Origin of the sequence: Streptomyces sp. NPDC021019 (assembly GCF_044333295.1) — a bacterium.
Taxonomy (GTDB): domain Bacteria; phylum Actinomycetota; class Actinomycetes; order Streptomycetales; family Streptomycetaceae; genus Streptomyces.
In genome coordinates, this window is sequence record NZ_JBIRQR010000001.1 from 1321491 (window position 1) to 1339996 (window position 18506).

An 18506-nucleotide genomic window follows, 5' to 3' on the forward strand; every position below is an offset into this window, starting at 1 on the left:
GCTCCCGTCCCCGTATCAGGGAGGCGGCTTTCGCCCCCGTGTCGGGGAGGCGGCTCCCGTCCCCGTATGCCCTCATTGGGGTGTGTCTCTGTCTCCGCGACGGTCGCGGAGATGCGGGCCACGGGGCCGCACCACCGTGCCGTGCGGCTGGCGGCGCGGTGGTACGACGGCCTCGTGGCGGCTCCCCAGAGGCGTCCGACCGGTCACGTACGGGTCGATGGCGCCCGGCGAACAGGTCCCACATGTGATTTCCCCCTCCCCGCCTGCCGCGAAACAGCGCCTTGCGGGATGCTGTGGATAACGTTCGTTCACATCCCCGGCCCTTCAGGCGCGGGAGACCAGGTGGAGGCAGTGATGGGTGTGACCGGTCCGATCCGTGTGGTGGTGGCCAAGCCGGGACTCGACGGCCACGACCGCGGGGCCAAAGTCATCGCGCGGGCGTTGCGGGACGCCGGTATGGAGGTGATCTACACGGGGCTCCACCAGACGCCCGAGCAGATCGTCGACACGGCGATCCAGGAGGACGCCGACGCCATCGGCCTCTCGATCCTCTCCGGGGCGCACAACACGCTGTTCGCCAAGGTGATCGAGTTGCTGAAGGCCCGGGAGGCGGAGGACATCAAGGTGTTCGGCGGCGGGATCATCCCGGAGGACGACATCGCGCCGCTGAAGGAGCTGGGCGTCGCGGAGCTGTTCACCCCGGGTGCGACGACGACCGAGATCGTCACGTGGGTCAACGCCAACGTCCGCCAGGCCGCGCAGGCCTGAACGCCGACCCCGGAGCGGGCCCGCTGCGTACGGGGCCCGCGCGGGCGACGGCGGTTCCGTCCCCCTCCCGGGACGGCCCTGCCGCCCTCGCCCTCGCCCGCGTGTGTGATCGTGATCGCGGTCGCCGGCATGTGCGTGCTCGCGTTCTCGCGGTCGCCGTTGCCCGGATGCGTGATCGCGGTCGTCCGCGTGCGTGCCCGGTCTTCGTCGTCGTTTCACGGCGGTGGGCGGGTCGGCTCCGTTCCCTTGCGGCGGTGTGCAGATCCGCGCCGCTCCTCTCGCGGCATCAGGACATCAGTTCCGCCTCCATCGCGGCGCGCAGCCGCAGGGTGGAGACCAGGCGCCGGAAGGCTTCCGACCAGTAGCCGCCCGCCCCCGGCGATGCCCCCTCCTGCTCGTCCTGCGCGGCCGTCAGGACCTCCAGCCGGTCGGCCTCGGCCGGATCCAGACAGCGTTCCGCGAGGCCCATCACTCCGCTGAAACTCCAGGGATAGCTCCCGCCGTCCCGCGCGATGTCGAGTGCGTCGACCACCGCACGCCCGAGCGGCCCGGCCCAGGGAACCGTGCACACCCCGAGCAGCTGGAACGCCTCCGAGAGGCCGTGCGCGGCGATGAACTCGGCCACCCAGAAGGCGCGTTCGGACTGCTCCAGGACCGCGAGGAGCTTCGAGCGCTCGGCGATCGAGGCCGCCCCGGGGCCGCCGGCCGGGGGTGCCGAGGGGCTCCCGAGCAGGGCCCGGGCCCACTGCGGATTCCGCTGCCGCACGGCCGCCCGGCACCAGGCGGCGTGCAGCTCGTCGGCCCAGTCGTCGGCGACGGGCAGGGCCACGACCTCCTCGGCGGGACGTCCGCCGAACCGCTCCTCCCAGATGCCCAGCGGGGTGGCCTCCACCAACTGGCCGAGCCACCAGGACCGTTCGCCCCGGCCGGTCGGCGGGACCGCGGCGACGCCGTCGCGCTGCATCGCCGCGTCGCACTCGTGCGGCGCCTCCACGGCTATGGAGGCGGTGTCCCCGGTACGGTCCGGGTTGACGCAGGACATCGCGCGGGCCGCCATCCGTCCGGCGAGCGCCGACTCGGGCAGGGCGGACAGCAGTTCGGCGGCGGTGGCGCGGACATTGCGGCTGCGGTCGGAGAGGGCCTGCTCCAGGAACGGCTCGTCGTCGTCCCCGAGGCCGGACCGCAAGGAGTCCAGGAACATCAGCCGGTCCTCGGCCCGTTCGGTCGGCCAGGTGGTGGCGAGCAGGGCGAGCGCGGCGGGAGGATCCTGCGCCCGTACGGCGTCGAGCAGCGCGACCCGCTCCGCGAACAGCCCCTCCTCCCACAGCCGGTCCACCGCTTCCGGGTCCGTGATGTCGGAGTGGAGCACGCCGCTCGCCGCGCCCCGCAGGGCGAACTTCCAGTCGGGATTCAGCCCGGCCAGCCACAGACCGCGCGGCCCGGCGAACGCGAGCGCCTGCGGGCGCAGGTCCGTACGGGCGCGGGCGGCGTCCAGCAGCGGCGGCAACAGGGCGGCCGGGGCGCGGAAACCCTTCCGGTTGGCGGTGGCCAGCCACTGCGGTATCAGCTCGGTGAGATCGGGGGCGGCCCCGCGGCGCCCGCTGCCCGAAGGCGCGGCTCGGTCGGTCAGCAGGTGGGCGAGCCGGTGCCGGGCGGCCTCGGGGAGCGCCGGGCGGGGATCCGGTGCGGCGAGCTCGGGCCGGTTCTCCGCCACGGCCGGCAGCAGCCCGGCCCGCTGTCGCACGGTCTGCAGCGCGGCGGCGTCCAGCAGGGCCGCGGGCGCGTCGGCCGGTACGGGGCCGCCGTGTGGCGTCGGGGGGCGGCGGTCGGTGCCCAGGAGCGCCGAGGTGACGAGCTCCTCCCACGGGAGGGAGTCGACGGAGGCGCGAGCGGCGGCGGTACCGGCGGCATTGGTGGCAGGGGCAGGGGCGGGGGCGGCGGTGGTGGACGGGCTGGTCGAGCGAGGCATCTTCCCCTCCAGCGGCAGAAATGTGCGGATGTCGGACTGGGACGGCGGACAGGCGGCGTGGGAAGGGCGGCGAGCCGGGACGACGGGACGGAGTTCGCGGGCGGTGGGCGGGTGGGCCCGGGTGATCGGGTGCGGTGGGCAGGTGGGGCGGGTCGTCGGGGTGCGCTGTCCGGGAGGGGCGAAGTCGTCGGGTCGGAGGCAGATGGGTCAGGTCGTCGGGGTGTGCCGGGTGGGTGGGGTGTCGTCTGGGTGCGCCGGGCCGGGGCGGCCGTTCGCGCGGGTCAGACCAGTTGGACGATCGAGCCGCCCGTGGTGCGCTCGCCCTCCTTCGCCTCGCTCGGGTCCCAGGCCGCGAACGGGTCGAAGCCGCGGTGGCCGATCTCGCCGAACACGGTGACCGGGCCACCGCCGGACAGGGCGACGAGCTTCCACAGCCCCGGCCGGGACAGCGCCGCCGGGGCGATCGGCAGCGCGGAGTCGGCGTACGCGTCCGCCACCTGCCAGCCGTTCTTGGCCGGCACGGGTACGACGTCGCGCAGGGTGACCGGCCAGGCGTCCAGCCAGGGGTCCTCCCGCAGGGCGTTCCCGTAGGCGGCCGGCGCGGCCGCCGCGGCGATCCCCGGCGGGGGCCCGGCCGGGGCCACGGCCCCGAACTGCTCGCCCAGCTCCGCACGGAGCTGCCCGCCGCCCGGATAGGGCGTCAGCTCGGCGTCGATCGTCGCGCCCACCGGCAGCGCCTGATCCGGGGCCCGGCCCGCCGGGCCGAACGAGAGCAGCAGAGCCGTACGGCCCGACTCCCGCCCGTACAGCCAGATCCGCCGGGCGACGATCTTGCCGTCCGGGGTGTCGTACCGCGCGAGGACCAGCCAGTGGTCACGGACCGGGGCGCCCTCGGCGGACATGGGCAGTCCCACTCGCGTCCGCACGGTCGCGGCCAGCGGGTCGGGCAGCCGCTCCCGGCCGATCCAGGCCCTGTCCAGCAGATGGAGCAGGGCGCACTCCTCCAGCAGGCGGACCGGCCAGCCCGGACCGGACCCGGTGATCGCGCCCAGCTCTCTCACCCGGGCCGCGAGCCCTGGGGCCTGGGCGTCGACCATGCGGGCCGCGGTCTCCTCCCACAGGCCGTACCCCGAGCGGTCGGTCGCGGCGAGTCCGCCGCGGAGCAGGTCGGCCAAGCGCTGTTCCAGCTCCTGGGCCCCGGCCGTCACGCGCTCGGCACGGCGCTCCGCCCGCTTCCTGGCGGCGGCGGGGTCGGCGGGGCCGCGTGCGGTGTCACCGTCCGCCGCCGGCCCGCCCTTCTCCGCCGCGCGTCCACGCCGGGCCTCGACCCACGCCGCGGCCCAGTCCGCCGGCTCACCAGGCCGGAACGCGGCGTCGTCGGACGCCTGGAGCAGCAACAGCCCCAGGGCGTGCTTGCACGGGAACTTCCGGCTCGGGCAACTGCATGAGTAGGCCGGGCCGGTGGTGTCGACCACCGTGCGGTACGGCGTGCTCCCGCTCCCCTTGCACAGGCCCCATACCGCGCCCGCCGCGTCGCGGCCCGTGCCCGTCCACGGGCCGGCCGAGCCGAGCCGCGTGCTCGCCTTGCGTGACGTCTCGTCAGGCGCCAGTGCCAGCACCTGTTCCACCGACCAGCGCACCGCCGGTCCACCGGTGGGCGAGGGTTCTCCGCCATGAGATAGCAGCATGCCTCCGACGGTAGGGGGCACCACTGACAAACCCCTCCGACCTGCGAAGCAGCCGCTCCGAGCGAAATTTGACTTTGTCTGACCCCTGCGCTTCTCTGCGATCTCCGCGTACGGAAAAGATCCGTGCCCGGTCCGATCCAGGGGGGATCCCAAGATGAACCGCACCATCGGCACCGTCCGCACCGCACGTACCGCCAGAACCTCCCGCCCCGTAGCCGCCGCGGCCCACGCCCTCGCGATCGCCGGTCTCGTGCTCGGCCTCGGCGCCTGCTCGGCCGAGTCGGTGGACGAGGCGGTCGGCAAGGCGGTCGACACGACCGTGGACGAGAAGTACGAGGTCACGTACGAGGTCACCGGCAAGAGCGTCGACGAGATCACCTACCACGGGGGCGGCGGGGAAGCCATGGAGCCCAAGCTGGAGACGGTCACCTCGCCGACCCTGCCGTGGAAGAAGACCGTCGAGCTGCGCGGCATCATGCCGCCCGCCGTCATGCCGATGGCCCTGGACGCGGGCGGCGCCGACGTCACCTGCACCATCACGTACAAGGGCAAGGTCATCAAGGAGGCGAAGGGGGAGGGCATGCTCACGGCGGGCGGCTGCGTGGCCGTGTCCCCGATCGTGGGCTGACCGGCTGACCGGCTGACCGGCCGAGCGCCTGACTGGCTGGCCGAGCGCCGGCCCGGCGGGGGCGGCCGAGCTGGTCCCGCGCATCTCCCAACGGGTCCTGACCTGCGGTCAGGGCCCGTTGTCAGTGGCATGGTGCACGGTGGGAACCACATCAGGTCGAACGATCTGGAGGGGGATCCATGACCGTGTCCGAAACCACCGCGGCCGTCGAGCCGGAGGCGGGCGCCGAGGCGCTCCGCCCGCACGCCGAGGACGCGTTCGCCGACGAGCTGAAGGCGCTCGAAGCCGCCGACGACCGCCCGAGGCCCGCCCGTTGGCGGCTGTCGCCCTGGGCCGTCGCCACCTATCTGCAGGGCGGGACCCTGCCGGACGGCACGGTGATCACGCCGAAGTACGTGGGCCCGCGCCGCCTGGTCGAGGTGGCCGTGACCACGCTCGCCACCGACCGGGCGCTGCTCCTGCTCGGCGTCCCCGGTACGGCCAAGACCTGGGTGTCCGAACATCTCGCCGCCGCCGTCAGCGGTGACTCGACGCTGCTCGTGCAAGGTACGGCGGGGACACCCGAGGAAGCCGTCCGCTACGGGTGGAACTACGCCCAGCTGCTCGCCCACGGTCCCAGCCGCGACGCCCTGGTGCCCAGTCCGCTGATGCGGGCGATGTCCGAGGGCATGACCGCCCGGGTCGAGGAGCTGACCCGCATCCCCGCCGACGTGCAGGACTCGCTCATCACGATCCTGTCCGAGAAGACGCTCCCCGTCCCCGAGCTGGGGCAGGAGGTCCAGGCCGTCCGGGGGTTCAATCTCATCGCCACGGCCAACGACCGGGACCGCGGCGTCAACGAGCTGTCCAGCGCGCTGCGCCGCCGGTTCAACACCGTCGTGCTGCCCCTGCCCGCGACTCAGGACGCCGAGGTCGACATCGTCTCCCGGCGCGTCGACCAGATCGGCCGCTCGCTCGACCTGCCCGCGGCGCCGGAGGGCCTGACCGAGATCCGGCGCGTGGTGACGGTCTTCCGCGAACTGCGCGAGGGGGTGACCACTGACGGGCGCACCAAACTCAAGTCCCCTTCCGGCACCCTCTCCACGGCGGAGGCGATCTCGGTCGTCACCAACGGTCTCGCACTCGCCGCCCACTTCGGCGACGGCGTCCTGCGCCCCGGCGACGTCGCGGCCGGCATCCTCGGCGCGGTCGTCCGGGACCCGGCGGCGGACCGGGTGGTCTGGCAGGAGTATCTGGAGACCGTGGTCCGCGAGCGGGACGGCTGGAAGGACTTCTACCGCGCCTGCCGCGAGGTATCCGCATGACGAGCCCCGCCGGGACGGCGGCGGCGACGACCGGGGCGCCGACCACGACTGGTGCCCCCGCGACGACCGGGGCGCCGACCACGACCGGAGTGCCCCCCACGACCGGGGCGCCGACGACCGGGGTGTCCGCCACCACCGGCAGGGGCGGGCCGGGGTGCCGCGTGGCCGCCGGGCCCTGGCTCCTGGGGGTGCGGCACCACGGCCCCGGGTCGGCCCGCGCGGTCCTCGCCGCGCTCGCGGCGGCCCGTCCGGCTGCCGTCCTCATCGAGGGGCCGCCCGAGGGCGACGCGCTGCTGCCCCTCGCCGCCGACCCGCGGATGCGTCCTCCCGTCGCGCTGCTCGCGCACGCGGTGGACGAGCCGGGGCGGGCCTCCTTCTGGCCGATGGCCGCGTTCTCGCCCGAATGGGTGGCCATCCGCTGGGCTCTCGACCACGGCGTCCCGGTCCGCTTCATCGACCTCCCCGCCACCCACTCCCTCGCGCTCAAGGAACCCGCGCCGGGCATCGGGCGCGAGGAGTCGACGGCGGAGGAACGGGCCGGGGACGAAGCCACGCCGGTCGTCGATCCGATCCGGGTGCTGGCCGAGACCGCCGGATACGACGATCCCGAACGCTGGTGGGAGGACGTCGTCGAGCACCGCTCACCCACCGGAGCGACGCCCAGCCGGGCGACGCCCACCGGCGGCCCGCCCGAAGCCACGATGGGCGAAAGCGACGGGTACGACGTGAGCGACGCGCTCGCGCCGTTCGTCGCGCTGGCGGAGGCCATGAGCGCTCTCCGCGAGGCGTACGGCGACGGCGGGCAGCCCCGGGACGCGGTGCGCGAGGCGTACATGCGGATCCAGTTGCGTACCGCGCGCAAGGAGTTCGGGGACGACGTCGCCGTCGTCTGCGGCGCCTGGCACGTTCCCGCCCTCGCCGCGCGGACCACCCTCGCCGCCGACCGCGCCCTGCTCAAGGGCCTCCCGAAGGTCAAGGCCGACCTCACCTGGGTGCCCTGGACGTACCGCAGGCTCGCCCGGCACAGCGGATACGGGGCGGGGATCGACTCGCCCGGCTGGTACGGGCACCTCTTCGACGTCGCCGACCGGCCGATCGAGCGATGGATGACCAAGGTCGCCGGACTGCTGCGCGAGGAGGACCGGTTCGTCTCCACCGCCCATGTCATCGAGGCCGTCCGGCTCGCCGAGACCCTCGCAGCCTTCCGGGGCCGCCCGCTGGCCGGCCTCGGCGAGACGACCGACGCGGTGCGGGCCGTCATGTGCGAGGGGTCCGACGTCCCGCTGGCCCTCGTCCGGGACCGGCTGATCGTCGGCGAGACCCTCGGTGAGGTGCCGGACGCCGCCCCTGCCGTCCCGCTGCAACGGGACCTGACCCGCAGCCAGCGCACGCTCCGGCTCAAGCCGGAGGCGTCGGAACGCGAGCTGGACCTCGACCTGCGCAAGGAGACCGACGCCGCCCGCAGCCGTCTGCTGCACCGGCTGTGCCTCCTCGACGTCGGCTGGGGCGACCCGGTCGAGGGCCGGGGCAGCACCGGCACCTTCCGGGAGAGCTGGCGGCTGAGCTGGGAACCGGAACTGCACGTCCGGGTCGCGGAGGCGGGCGTGTGGGGTACCACCGTGCTCACCGCCGCCACCGCGAAGGCCGAGTCGGGGGCCGTGGCGGCGACCGCGCTGGCAGACGTCACCGCACTCGCCGAGCGCTGCCTCCTGGCCGGACTGCCCGACGCGCTGCCCGCCGTGATGAGGGCCCTCGCCGACCGGGCCGCGCTCGACGCGGACGTCGGCCACCTCGCGGACGCGCTGCCCGCCCTGGCCCGCTCCCTGCGGTACGGGGACGTGCGCTCCACGGACACGGCGGCGCTCGCGGAGGTCGCCGCCGGCCTCGCCGAGCGGATCTGCGTCGGCCTGCCGCCCGCCTGCACCGGCCTCGACGCCGACGGGGCCGAGGCGCTGCGCCGTCAGGTGGAGGCCGTGCACGGTGCGATCGGGCTCCTGCTCGCCGGAACGGCCCCCGCCGAAGGACTGCGGGAGCGCTGGGACGGCGTCCTGCACAAGCTGGCGGCGCGGGACACGGTCGCCGGGATCATCCGGGGCCGGGCCACCCGGCTGCTCCTGGACGAGGGACGGCTGGCCGAGGACGAGGCGGCCCGGCTGATGGGTCTGGCGCTCTCGCCCGGAACGCCGCCCGCCGACGCCGCCGCCTGGATCGAGGGGTTCGTCGGCGGAGCGTCGGGCGGCGGCATGCTGCTGGTCCACGACGAGCGTCTGCTCGGCCTCGTCGACGCCTGGCTGACCGGTGTCCCCGCCGAGATGTTCACCGATGTGCTGCCGCTGCTGCGCCGCACGTTCTCCGCGTACGACCCGGGCGTACGGCGCACCCTGGGCGAGCTGGTCCGGCGCGGGCCCGTCCCCGAAGGCGCCCGCCGGGACGACGCCGCCCGGGTTGCCGGGGGCTTCGGACCCGGTCTCGACCGGGTCAGGGCCGACGCGGTGGAGCCGGCGCTGCGCCTGTTGATCGGCCGCCGACCGGACCTCGGGGAGGCAGCCGGATGACGACGACCGCGACGGACCCGGGCACGACGGACCACGGCGCGACCGACCACGGCGCGACGGACCCGGGCACGAGGGGCCACGGCACGACGGACCCGACGGGGGAGACGATGGAACGGACGACGGCCCAGGCCTCCGGGACGGCGCGGGGCACCGCCCCGCACGTGCCCGACGCCGAACGGCTGCGGCGCTGGCGGATGGTGCTCGGCGCGGACAGTACCGACAGCACCGCGCGCGCCCTCACCGGCCAGGACGCCGCGATGGACGGTGCGTTGGACGCGCTGTACGGCGGGGGCGTGGGGAAGAAGCCGGGCGGCCGGGGCTCCGGTGGCCGTTCGGCGGGCCTCGGCGCGTCGGCGCCCTCCGTCGCCCGCTGGCTCGGCGACATCCGGACCTATTTCCCCAGCTCCGTGGTCCAGGTCATGCAGCGCGACGCGATCGACCGGCTCGGCCTGGCGGACCTGCTCCTCGAACCGGAGATGCTGGAGGCGGTCGAGGCGGACGTCCACCTCGTCGGCACCCTGATCTCCCTCAACAAAGCGATGCCCGAGACGACGAAGGAGACCGCGCGCATTGTCGTCCGCAAGGTCGTCGAGGACCTGGAGAGGCGTCTGGAGAGCCGCACCAGGGCCACCCTGACCGGCGCCCTGGACCGCTCGGCGCGCGTCAGCCGGCCCCGCCACCGGGACATCGACTGGAACCGCACCATCCGGGCCAACCTCAAGAACTACCTTCCCGTTCCGGGGGCCGACGGCGTGCCGCCGACGGGCACGATCGTTCCCGAGCGCCTCATCGGCCACGGGCGCGCCTCCCGGTCCGCCAAGAAGGACATCGTCCTGTGCATCGACCAGTCGGGCTCGATGGCCGCGTCGGTCGTCCACGCCTCGGTCTTCGGGGCGGTGCTCGCCTCCATGCGCACCCTCTCGACCCGACTCGTCGTCTTCGACACGGCGGTCGTCGACCTCACGGACCAGCTCGACGACCCGGTCGACGTCCTCTTCGGTACCCAACTCGGCGGCGGCACCGACATCAACCGGGCGCTCGCCTACTGCCAGTCGAAGATCAGCCGCCCCGCGGACACCGTCGTCGTCCTCGTCAGCGACCTCTACGAGGGCGGCATACGCGACGAGATGCTCAAGCGGGTCATCGCGATGAAGGCTTCCGGCGTGCAGTTCGTGACGCTGCTCGCGCTCTCCGACGAGGGCGCACCCGCCTACGACCACGCGCACGCGGCGGCGCTCGGGGCCCTGGGCGTACCGGCGTTCGCCTGTACGCCGGATCTCTTCCCGGACGTCATGGCGGCGGCGATCGAGAAGAGGCCACTGCCCATACCGGACAAGGAGCCCGAACAGTAACCGGGGACTTGCGCGACCCCCACGGGCTCGTGCAAGCAGCGACCCGCCATGCGCGGAGGGGCGCATCCCGCCACCCGTGCATCAGAGAGGAACCACCGAGGTGACCGCAACCGCCGCTGCTCGCGCGGCCGTCGATCCGCGCCCGGCGCGGGGTACGGCGGGGCGTCGCGCGGGTACGGGCGGGGCTGTTCCTCGGCGGGCTGCTGGCTCTGGTTCTCCTCGCGGGTGGACACGGGGAAGCGCGGGAGCGTGCGGACCCGGGACCGCTCACCGCCTCCGTGGCGCACGCAGCGCCGCAGGGCGCAGTTTCTGACGCCGCCGTCCGTACGGCAGTCGAGCCGGCGGCCCGGCCGGTGGTCGGGACAGTGATCAAGACGGTCGAGGGGGCCCCGCAGGTCCCGGGGCTCGGCGACGTACAGCAGGCGCCCGGGGCCGTGCGGCATCCCGCTGCGCCGGCGGACGAGGTCGACTACCTGTTCGGGCCGATCGAGGAGATCCCCGGCTACGCGCGGAACCAGCCGCCGGCCGCCGTCCAGGAGGCGCCGGCCGAGGCAGGGCCCGTGGTCGGGCAGACGTCCGACTCGGTTTTGCCGCCGCTCGCCGCGGGTGCGGTCGGCGTCGCGGTCCCGGTCGCCGGGCAGGCGGTCGGCGACGTCGGCACGCTCGCCCGGGAAGTCGTCGGCGAGGTCGTGCCGTTCGCCCAGGGCGTCGTCGGCGACGCCGCCGCACCCTTCGCGCGAGGTGTCACGACCGAGGTCCAGCCGCTGGCGGCCGGCGTCGCGGGTGCGGCCCTGCCGTTCGCCGGGGGTGTCGCCTCCGAGGTGGCACCGCTTGGCGAGGGGCTGACCGGTGACGCGGTCGCGCCGTTCGCGCAGGGGGTCACCACCTGGGTGCAGCCGCTGGCCGAGAGCGTCGGGGCGCAGGTCCGGCCGTTCGCGGGCGGTCTGGCGGACAGGGCCGGCGAGGACGCCCGCCCCGCCGTCGGGCACGTGGGCGCCGGCGTCCGGGGCGTCACCTCCGCCGCCCCGTCCTTCGCGACGCACGCGCTGCCCGCGCTCTGAGAAGGCCTTCCGAGGAGCCCTTCCGAAAAGCCCGCTCCGAGAAGCCCGCTCCGAGAAGTCGGCTCTCGGAAGGCCCCCCCCGGAGAGTCGGCTAGGAGAAGTCGGCTCCGAGATGTCCGACAAGGGCGAACGGCACGGGCTGAGAGACCGCGCCGTCTCACCACATCGGAGTACCCGGCACAGGGGACCCGGGCCGGGTACTCCGGCTCCGACCAACCCCTTCCGGCTCCCTTCCGGCTCCGCCCGGGAGCCGGAAGGGCCACCCCCTGTGACCGTTATCACCGCTCAGGTGTGATCTGCGATTTAGGGTCACACGGAGCGCGGGGATAACCTGCCGGATGGACATGCCGCGTACTCGGACACCGTGTACGCCTTCCTTGTGACCGCGCAGTCACGTTGCCCATCGCGGCACGCCCACGCAGAAGAACGAACCGCGAGACCACTAAAAGGGACGGACGCGCGTGGACCTGTTCGAGTACCAGGCGAGGGACCTCTTCGCCAAGCACGGTGTACCGGTGCTGGCCGGTGAAGTCATCGACACGCCTGAGGCAGCCCGCGAGGCGACCGAGAAGCTGGGCGGCAAGTCTGTCGTCAAGGCGCAGGTGAAGGTCGGTGGCCGAGGCAAGGCCGGCGGCGTCAAGCTGGCGGCCGACCCCGACGAGGCGGTCGCCCGGGCGACCGACATTCTCGGCATGGACATCAAGGGCCACACGGTCCACAAGGTGATGATCGCCGAGCTGTCCCCGGAGATCGAGGCGGAGTACTACGTCTCGTACCTCCTCGACCGCACCAACCGCACCTTCCTGGCCATGGCCTCGGTGCAGGGTGGCATGGACATCGAGGAGGTCGCGGAGAAGACCCCCGAGGCCCTCGCGAAGGTCCCCGTCAACGCCGTCGACGGGGTCGACATCGTCAAGGCCCGCGAGATCGTGGCCCAGGCGAAGTTCCCGGCCGACGTGGCCGAGGGTGTCGCCGAGGCCCTGGTGACCCTGTGGGACACCTTCGTCGCCGAGGACGCGCTCCTCGTCGAGGTCAACCCGCTGGTGAAGACCAAGGACGGCCGGATCCTGGCCCTGGACGGCAAGGTGTCTCTCGACGAGAACGCCGACTTCCGTCAGCCGGGTCACGAGGCGCTCGAGGACAAGGCCGCAGCCAACCCGCTCGAGGCTGCCGCCAAGGCCAAGAACCTCAACTACGTCAAGCTCGACGGCGAGGTCGGCATCATCGGTAACGGTGCCGGTCTGGTCATGTCGACCCTGGACGTCGTCGCGTACGCCGGTGAGAACCACGGCAACGTGAAGCCCGCCAACTTCCTCGACATCGGTGGCGGCGCCTCCGCAGAGGTCATGGCGAACGGCCTGGAGATCATCCTCGGCGACCCGGACGTCAAGTCCGTCTTCGTCAACGTCTTCGGTGGCATCACCGCCTGTGACGAGGTCGCCAACGGCATCGTGCAGGCGCTCGCGCTGCTCGAGTCCAAGGGCGAGAAGGTCGAGAAGCCGCTGGTCGTGCGTCTCGACGGCAACAACGCGGAGCTGGGTCGCAAGATCCTTTCCGACGCCAACCACCCGCTCGTGCAGCGCGTGGACACCATGGACGGTGCGGCCGACAAGGCCGCCGAGCTCGCCGCGGCTGCGAAGTAAGGAAGAGGGACTCAGACCACCATGGCTATCTTCCTCACCAAGGACAGCAAGGTCATCGTCCAGGGGATGACCGGCGCGACGGGCATGAAGCACACCAAGCTCATGCTCGCCGACGGCACCAACATCGTCGGCGGCGTGAACCCGCGCAAGGCCGGCACCTCCGTCGACTTCGACGGCACCGAGGTACCGGTCTTCGGCTCCGTCGCCGAGGCGATGGAGAAGACCGGCGCGAACGTGTCCGTCCTCTTCGTGCCGCCGGCCTTCTCCAAGGCCGCCGTCATCGAGGCGATCGACGCCGAGATCCCGCTCGCCGTCGTGATCACCGAGGGCATCGCCGTCCACGACTCGGCCGCCTTCTGGGCGTACGCCGGCGCGAAGGGCAACAAGACCCGGATCATCGGCCCGAACTGCCCGGGTCTCATCACCCCCGGCCAGTCCAACGCCGGCATCATCCCGGGCGACATCACCAAGCCCGGCCGCATCGGTCTCGTGTCGAAGTCCGGCACGCTGACCTACCAGATGATGTACGAGCTCCGTGACATCGGCTTCTCGTCCGCCGTCGGCATCGGGGGCGACCCGGTCATCGGCACCACGCACATCGACGCCCTCGCGGCGTTCGAGGCGGACCCGGAGACCGACCTCATCGTGATGATCGGCGAGATCGGCGGCGACGCCGAGGAGCGTGCCGCCGACTTCATCGCGAAGAACGTCACCAAGCCGGTCGTCGGGTACGTCGCGGGCTTCACCGCTCCGGAGGGCAAGACCATGGGCCACGCCGGCGCCATCGTCTCCGGCTCCTCGGGCACCGCCCAGGCGAAGAAGGAGGCCCTCGAGGCCGCCGGCGTCAAGGTCGGCAAGACGCCGACCGAGACCGCCAAGCTGGCGCGCGAGATCCTCGGCGCCTGACGCAGTCGGTCAGGCGGCGGAGACACGCTGCGAACGGCGCGGGCCCGCACTCCCTGTCATACAGGGGTGCGGGCCCGCGCCGTTGGCGTAGGCGCCTGCCGTTCGCGTGCGCGCCTGCCGTCCTGGCGACGGCTCAGTCCGCGCGACGGCTCACCGGAGCTGCGGAATCAGCCGCTCCGGGCCGTGGGACAGCTGCTCTCGCAGCGACTTCTGGAGCTTCAGGTCCTGAGCGGTGAGCTTCTGCGGACCACCGCGGGGCGGTACGCCCCCAACCCGCTCGGCGGGCGCGATCGGCGGCTCGTAGTGGGTGGGCGCGGTGTGCAGGGTCAGTCCGGTCACGGCGATGAGCAGCGCGACTCCCGCGATGGCGGCCCGGGTCCACAGCCTGGCCCTGTCCTCGCTGCCGGTGCGCACGGCACGGGCCGGCCGCGGTACGGGGACGTGCTCGGCGCCCGCGAGCCCGCCGAGCCGGTCGTGCAGCAGGGCCGACTGCTCGGCGGGTGACCCGGTGGCCGCGAGTTCGGGGAGCCGCTCGGCGACGGCGGCGCGGGCGGTCATCAGCCGGCCGGCCGCAGCCGGGGTGCTGGCCTCCGTCTCGGCCGCGGTCTCCGGGAGGTCGAGGCCCACCCCGTCGTACAGGAGGAGCGTGCGCCGGTAGGCCGGGGGCAGGTCGAGCAGCGCGTCGAACAGCGCCTGCTTCTCCGGTTCCGTGGGCGGGGCGTCGGGATGCCGGTGCGCGCGGCGCAGCCGGTGCCAGGGGGACATCGCGTACTCGTACGCCGCCGCGCGCACCCAGCCGGCCGGGTCGCGGTCGACGGCCACCTCCGGCCAGCGGTGCCAGGCCAGTTGGAAGGCACGCTCGACGGACTCGGCGGCCAGGGCGCGGCGGCCGGTCAGCAGATAGGCCTGCCGGACGAGGCCGGGGGCGGCCCGGGCGTACAGCGCGTCGAACGCCTCGGCGGGGGAGAGGCGCCGCTCGCCGCCCACCTCCGTGGCCCCCTCCCTCTCTCCGGCTCTCCCCCTCTCCGCCCCCGTGCCCGTCACCACCGGCACCTGTACCTGTACCTCCGGAGCGGCTGGGGGAGGAGCTTCGGCCGTAGGCTCCTGAGTTGCCGCAATCACAGACGCAGCCGCTGGTGGCGTGGGTGCCACCGGTTCGGGGGCAGGTGCCACCGCTTCGAGGATGGGCGCCTCCGGTTCGGGGGCGATGAGCTTCGCGTACAGCACGCGCTTGCGTCCGCGCGGGCTCGTGCGCCCCGTCTCCCAGGAGCGCACGGTGGCGCGCGTGACGCCGACCGCCGCCGCTACCTGCTCCTCGCTCAGCGATTTCGCCTCGCGCAGTCTGCGGCGCTCCTTGGGGGAGGGCAGCTGCGGTGCGGCGGCCTCGTCGGTCGTGCTCCGGGTCATGGACAACCCCCGGCAGCGCCGCACGGAGTGAAAAAGTACATAAACGTATATTGAGCGACACAACGGCTGTTCGCGCGTTACGCGAAATAAGCGCGTGTCGTTGGCAGCATGGGCCGCGTGACCCAAATGACGCAACGCAGCCCGAAGGCGCCGGCCGAGCGGAACCGCACCCTGGCCCTGGCCTCCGCCCTGGTGCGGGGAGCTGTCGCCGCCGGGCTCGGCCTCGGGTCGCTGACGGTACTGGTCATGGTGTTGTGGATCAGCTCCCCGTACTCCGACGCCGGGCCGGGCGGTGCGCTGCGCGCGGCGGCCGGGGTCTGGCTGCTCGCGCACGGCGCGGGACTCGTGCGGCCCGACACCCTGGGCGGCGTTCCCGCTCCCGTCTCCATGGTGCCGCTGCTGCTCGTGGTGGGCCCGGTCTGGCTGGCGCACCGCGCGGCGCGTGATGCGGCGGAGCCGGAGGAGGGGCGGCCCAGGCCTTCGCAGGCGGGCGCGTTCTGCGCCGTGACCGCGGGGTACCTGCTGGTCGTGGCGGGGGCGGCGGCCGGTGCGCGGGGCGGTTCGCTGCGCCCGGACCCGGACACGCTGGTGTTCCCGGTGGCGCTGGTGGTGGCCGGTGCCGCGGCGGCCGGTGTGTGGACGGCGGCCGGGCGGCCACTCGGGCCCCTGCCGTCCTGGTCTCCCCTGGTGCTTCAGGAGGCGATCGCGCGGACGCTCTTCCGGGACCGGGCCGAGGCGGCGTGCCGGTCGGCGGCGGTGGGCGTGACGGTACTGCTCGGGGGTGGTGCGCTGCTGGTCGCTGTGGCGCTCGGCCGGAACGCGGGGGCGGCGCAGGAGGCGTTGCTGGGGCTCGCGGGCGACTGGCCGGGACGGTTCGCCGTGCTCCTGCTGGCCGTCTCGCTCGTGCCGAACGCCGCACTGTGGGGCGCTGCGTACGGGCTCGGGCCCGGCTTCTCGCTCGGTACGGGAGCCACCGCCACCCCGCTGGGCCTCGACGGGAGTCCGGCGGCGCCCCACTTCCCCCTGGTGGCGGCCGTGCCGGACCAGGGGCCGGGCTCCCTGCTGAGCGGGGCGGCCCTGGCGGTGCCGGTGGCGGCCGCGCTGGCGGTCGCCTGGTTCACCGCCCGCAGGGCCGCGCCCGCCGACGCGCCCCGTGCCCAGGCGTGGAGCCGGCGCGAGACGGTGCTGGTGACGCTGCTCGCCGCGCTGGCGTGCGGTGCCGTGACAGGGTTGCTCATGGCAGTGGCCGGCGGGCCGCTCGGCACCGGGGCGCTGAGGGAGTTCGGCCCGGTGTGGTGGCTGGCCGGTCCGGCGGCACTGGCGTGGACCGCGGCCATCGGCGTACCCGCGGTCCTGTTGCTGCGCCTGTGGCGCCTGCGCACCCCGGGCTGGGCCTGGCGCAGGGACGTACCGGACGCGGCCGAGCCCCCGGCGACACCGCCGGCGAGAGCGGCGGCGCCCGACGAGAAGGCGGGGGCGGAGGCGCAGGCTGCCCTCGGGCGTCCGCGCCGCTGGTGGGCGCCGTGGCGCGGGCGGGCAAGGGCGCTGGTCGCGTCCGGTGATGCTGCGCAGGACCGTTCCGCCGCGTCCGCCGTCCCGGCCCGCCCCGGGGCGGGCCCCGAAACGGCCTCCGGTGCTCTGCTCGGCGGGGCCGGGCCGGGGGTGGGGAGAGGTGACGCGGGGTTCGAGCCGTACGACTTCCTGCCGACCGACCCGTGGCACGAGAAGGACCGGCACGAGAGAGACCGGCACGAGAGAGACCGGCACGAGAAGGACTGGCACGAGAAGGACCGGCACGAGAAGGACCGGCACGAGAGAGACCGGCACGAGAAGGACTGGCACGAGAAGGACTTCAGGGAGGCCCGTTGGGCCTCCCTGAAGCGGGGGTCCGGCGGCCTGATGGCCGACTTCCCCGCCGACCCCGCTGGTCAGGCCGGCCCCGCTGATTCTGCTGATGCCGCCGGTATCGCCGCGGGCCGTTCCGCGCCGGAAGCGGACCGCCCGGGGCCTACTCCTTGACGCCGAAGAACGGCTCCAGCGGCTTCGGCAACTGGTCGTTGCAGGACAGCGCGCCCGTCTTGGTCAGGGCGTCGTTCACGCAGGTGTAGTAGTCGCGGTAGACGAGCTGCACGGTGAACGTGGTCGCCACGATGAGCAGCGCCAGCAGGGCGGTCACCAGTCCGCTCACCGCCGCCGTGGTCTGTTGCCTGCTGCTGACGTTCGGCGGCGCGGCGGGCGTGGGCACGGTGGGCGAGGCTCCGGAGACGTCGCCCGCCGTGGCCCCCGTCCCGGGCCCGGTCCCCGGAGCGGTCCCGGCCGCTCCGGTGCGGTCCGTCGCGGAGGCGCTCTTCATCGGGGTGCGGAGCGCGCTGATCGCCCAGTACGTCGAGAGCGCGCCCAGGAGGAGGGCGAGCTCCGAGAGGTCGAAGAGGGCGAAGAAGAAGGCCCACATACCGCCGAGCACCGCGTAGCGGGCGCGCCGCTGTGCGGGGTCCGTGGGGTCCCAGCGCAGTCTGCCCGGACCGCCGCGTTCGGATCCGCCCTTGCCTCCCTGGCCGTCGGAGCCGTTCCCGCCGGGGCGGCCGCCGAAGCCGCCGTTGCCCCGGCCGGGCTGTTTGCTGCTCCACTGGCTGCCCCACGACGGGCGGTCCCCGGCGGAGCCGTCCCCGTCGGGCCCACCGGTCCCGTCCGAACCGTTCGACCCCTCCGGCCCGTCGGACCCGGCGGGGCGGCGCGGCTGCCACGGCTGGTCCGGACGGTCCACGGGCGGCGCGGCGAACGGGTTGTCCTCCTTGTCCTCCTGGGGCTTCGCGGCGGAACCGGAGGCCGACGCGGACCCCGAGGAGGAATCCGGCGAGGAGGGCCCCGTGGACGAGGGGCCCGGGGACGAGGAGTCCGGCGAAGAGGGCAGGCGTTCCCGCATCAGGGGAGCGGACCGCTCGGGCAGGGAGAGCAGGGGGAGGCGGAAGGCGGTGCGACGGCGTCGGTCCGGCATGTGGTGAACGTCTTCCCCATCTCGTCATGTCCGTCCGTAGGACGGTTCGACCGCCCGGTGGACGGCTCGCTGTCCCCTGACGCTACCTCCCGGTCACGCCCCCGTCCCGTGGGGGCCGTCGGGTGTGCCGGTATCGTTGCTGACGGTCGGCCTGTTCGTAGGGTTCCCCGTATCGGGCGAAGCGATGCTTTCGTACGACCCTACAAAGAGCATGCCGCACCTGCGTCACC

General features: G+C 73.9%; 13 protein-coding genes. 9 read left to right on the top strand and 4 right to left on the bottom strand.

Going from position 1 to position 18506, the window contains the following annotated elements; all coding sequences use genetic code 11:
* Positions 1 to 354: 354 nt before the first annotated feature.
* Complete coding sequence (locus tag ACH4RG_RS06215) at positions 355 to 768, top strand: cobalamin B12-binding domain-containing protein (RefSeq protein ID WP_003966859.1); 414 nt, start codon at positions 355 to 357, stop codon at positions 766 to 768.
* 286 nt (positions 769 to 1054) lie between these two features.
* Here the strand turns inward: ACH4RG_RS06215 and ACH4RG_RS06220 are convergent, their stop codons facing one another.
* Both ACH4RG_RS06220 and ACH4RG_RS06225 read right to left on the bottom strand, forming a co-directional pair.
* The gene (locus tag ACH4RG_RS06220) at positions 1055 to 2737 is read right to left on the bottom strand and encodes a DUF5691 domain-containing protein (protein WP_398539176.1); all 1683 of its coding nucleotides are present in this window, start codon (positions 2735 to 2737) and stop codon (positions 1055 to 1057) included.
* Between the two features lie 281 nt (positions 2738 to 3018).
* On the bottom strand, positions 3019 to 4425 hold the full coding sequence (locus ACH4RG_RS06225; protein ID WP_397920065.1) for an SWIM zinc finger family protein: 1407 nt from the start codon (positions 4423 to 4425) through the stop codon (positions 3019 to 3021).
* A 154-nt stretch (positions 4426 to 4579) separates the two neighbouring features.
* Between ACH4RG_RS06225 and ACH4RG_RS06230 the strand changes: the two genes are divergently transcribed.
* From ACH4RG_RS06230 to sucD, 7 genes are all read left to right on the top strand, one after another.
* Positions 4580 to 5053 carry a hypothetical protein gene (locus ACH4RG_RS06230; protein ID WP_397920067.1) on the top strand — a complete coding sequence of 158 codons (474 nt, stop codon included), beginning with the start codon at positions 4580 to 4582 and terminating at the stop codon, positions 5051 to 5053.
* A 179-nt stretch (positions 5054 to 5232) separates the two neighbouring features.
* Positions 5233 to 6357 carry an AAA family ATPase gene (locus ACH4RG_RS06235; protein ID WP_398539177.1) on the top strand — a complete coding sequence of 375 codons (1125 nt, stop codon included), beginning with the start codon at positions 5233 to 5235 and terminating at the stop codon, positions 6355 to 6357.
* Entirely contained in the window at positions 6354 to 8912 is a 2559-nt protein-coding gene (locus ACH4RG_RS06240) for a DUF5682 family protein (RefSeq protein WP_398539178.1), read from the top strand. Before ACH4RG_RS06235 ends, ACH4RG_RS06240 begins: the two co-directional genes overlap by 4 nt.
* Positions 8909 to 10264 carry a VWA domain-containing protein gene (locus tag ACH4RG_RS06245; RefSeq protein WP_397920073.1) on the top strand — a complete coding sequence of 452 codons (1356 nt, stop codon included), beginning with the start codon at positions 8909 to 8911 and terminating at the stop codon, positions 10262 to 10264. Before ACH4RG_RS06240 ends, ACH4RG_RS06245 begins: the two co-directional genes overlap by 4 nt.
* A 365-nt stretch (positions 10265 to 10629) precedes the next feature.
* Positions 10630 to 11325 (top strand): hypothetical protein, encoded by a 696-nt coding sequence (locus ACH4RG_RS06250; RefSeq protein WP_398539179.1) that lies wholly within the window; start codon positions 10630 to 10632, stop codon positions 11323 to 11325.
* A gap of 461 nt (positions 11326 to 11786) precedes the next feature.
* Positions 11787 to 12968 carry an ADP-forming succinate--CoA ligase subunit beta gene (gene sucC / locus ACH4RG_RS06255; protein WP_007450903.1) on the top strand — a complete coding sequence of 394 codons (1182 nt, stop codon included), beginning with the start codon at positions 11787 to 11789 and terminating at the stop codon, positions 12966 to 12968.
* A 21-nt stretch (positions 12969 to 12989) separates the two neighbouring features.
* Positions 12990 to 13874: a succinate--CoA ligase subunit alpha gene (sucD, locus tag ACH4RG_RS06260; protein WP_265599790.1), complete on the top strand. Its 885-nt coding sequence runs from the start codon at positions 12990 to 12992 to the stop codon at positions 13872 to 13874.
* Between the two features lie 150 nt (positions 13875 to 14024).
* Here the strand turns inward: sucD and ACH4RG_RS06265 are convergent, their stop codons facing one another.
* The gene (locus ACH4RG_RS06265) at positions 14025 to 15281 is read right to left on the bottom strand and encodes a helix-turn-helix domain-containing protein (protein WP_398539180.1); all 1257 of its coding nucleotides are present in this window, start codon (positions 15279 to 15281) and stop codon (positions 14025 to 14027) included.
* A 126-nt stretch (positions 15282 to 15407) separates the two neighbouring features.
* Here ACH4RG_RS06265 and ACH4RG_RS06270 point away from each other — a divergent pair, with 126 nt between their 5' ends.
* Positions 15408 to 17300, top strand: coding sequence for a DUF6350 family protein (locus ACH4RG_RS06270; protein WP_398539397.1), 1893 nt, complete (start codon positions 15408 to 15410; stop codon positions 17298 to 17300).
* Here ACH4RG_RS06270 and ACH4RG_RS06275 read toward each other — a convergent pair.
* Entirely contained in the window at positions 17290 to 18276 is a 987-nt protein-coding gene (locus ACH4RG_RS06275) for a hypothetical protein (protein ID WP_398539181.1), read from the bottom strand. The two genes, ACH4RG_RS06270 and ACH4RG_RS06275, sit on opposite strands and share 11 nt — an antisense overlap.
* Positions 18277 to 18506 lie beyond the last annotated feature (230 nt).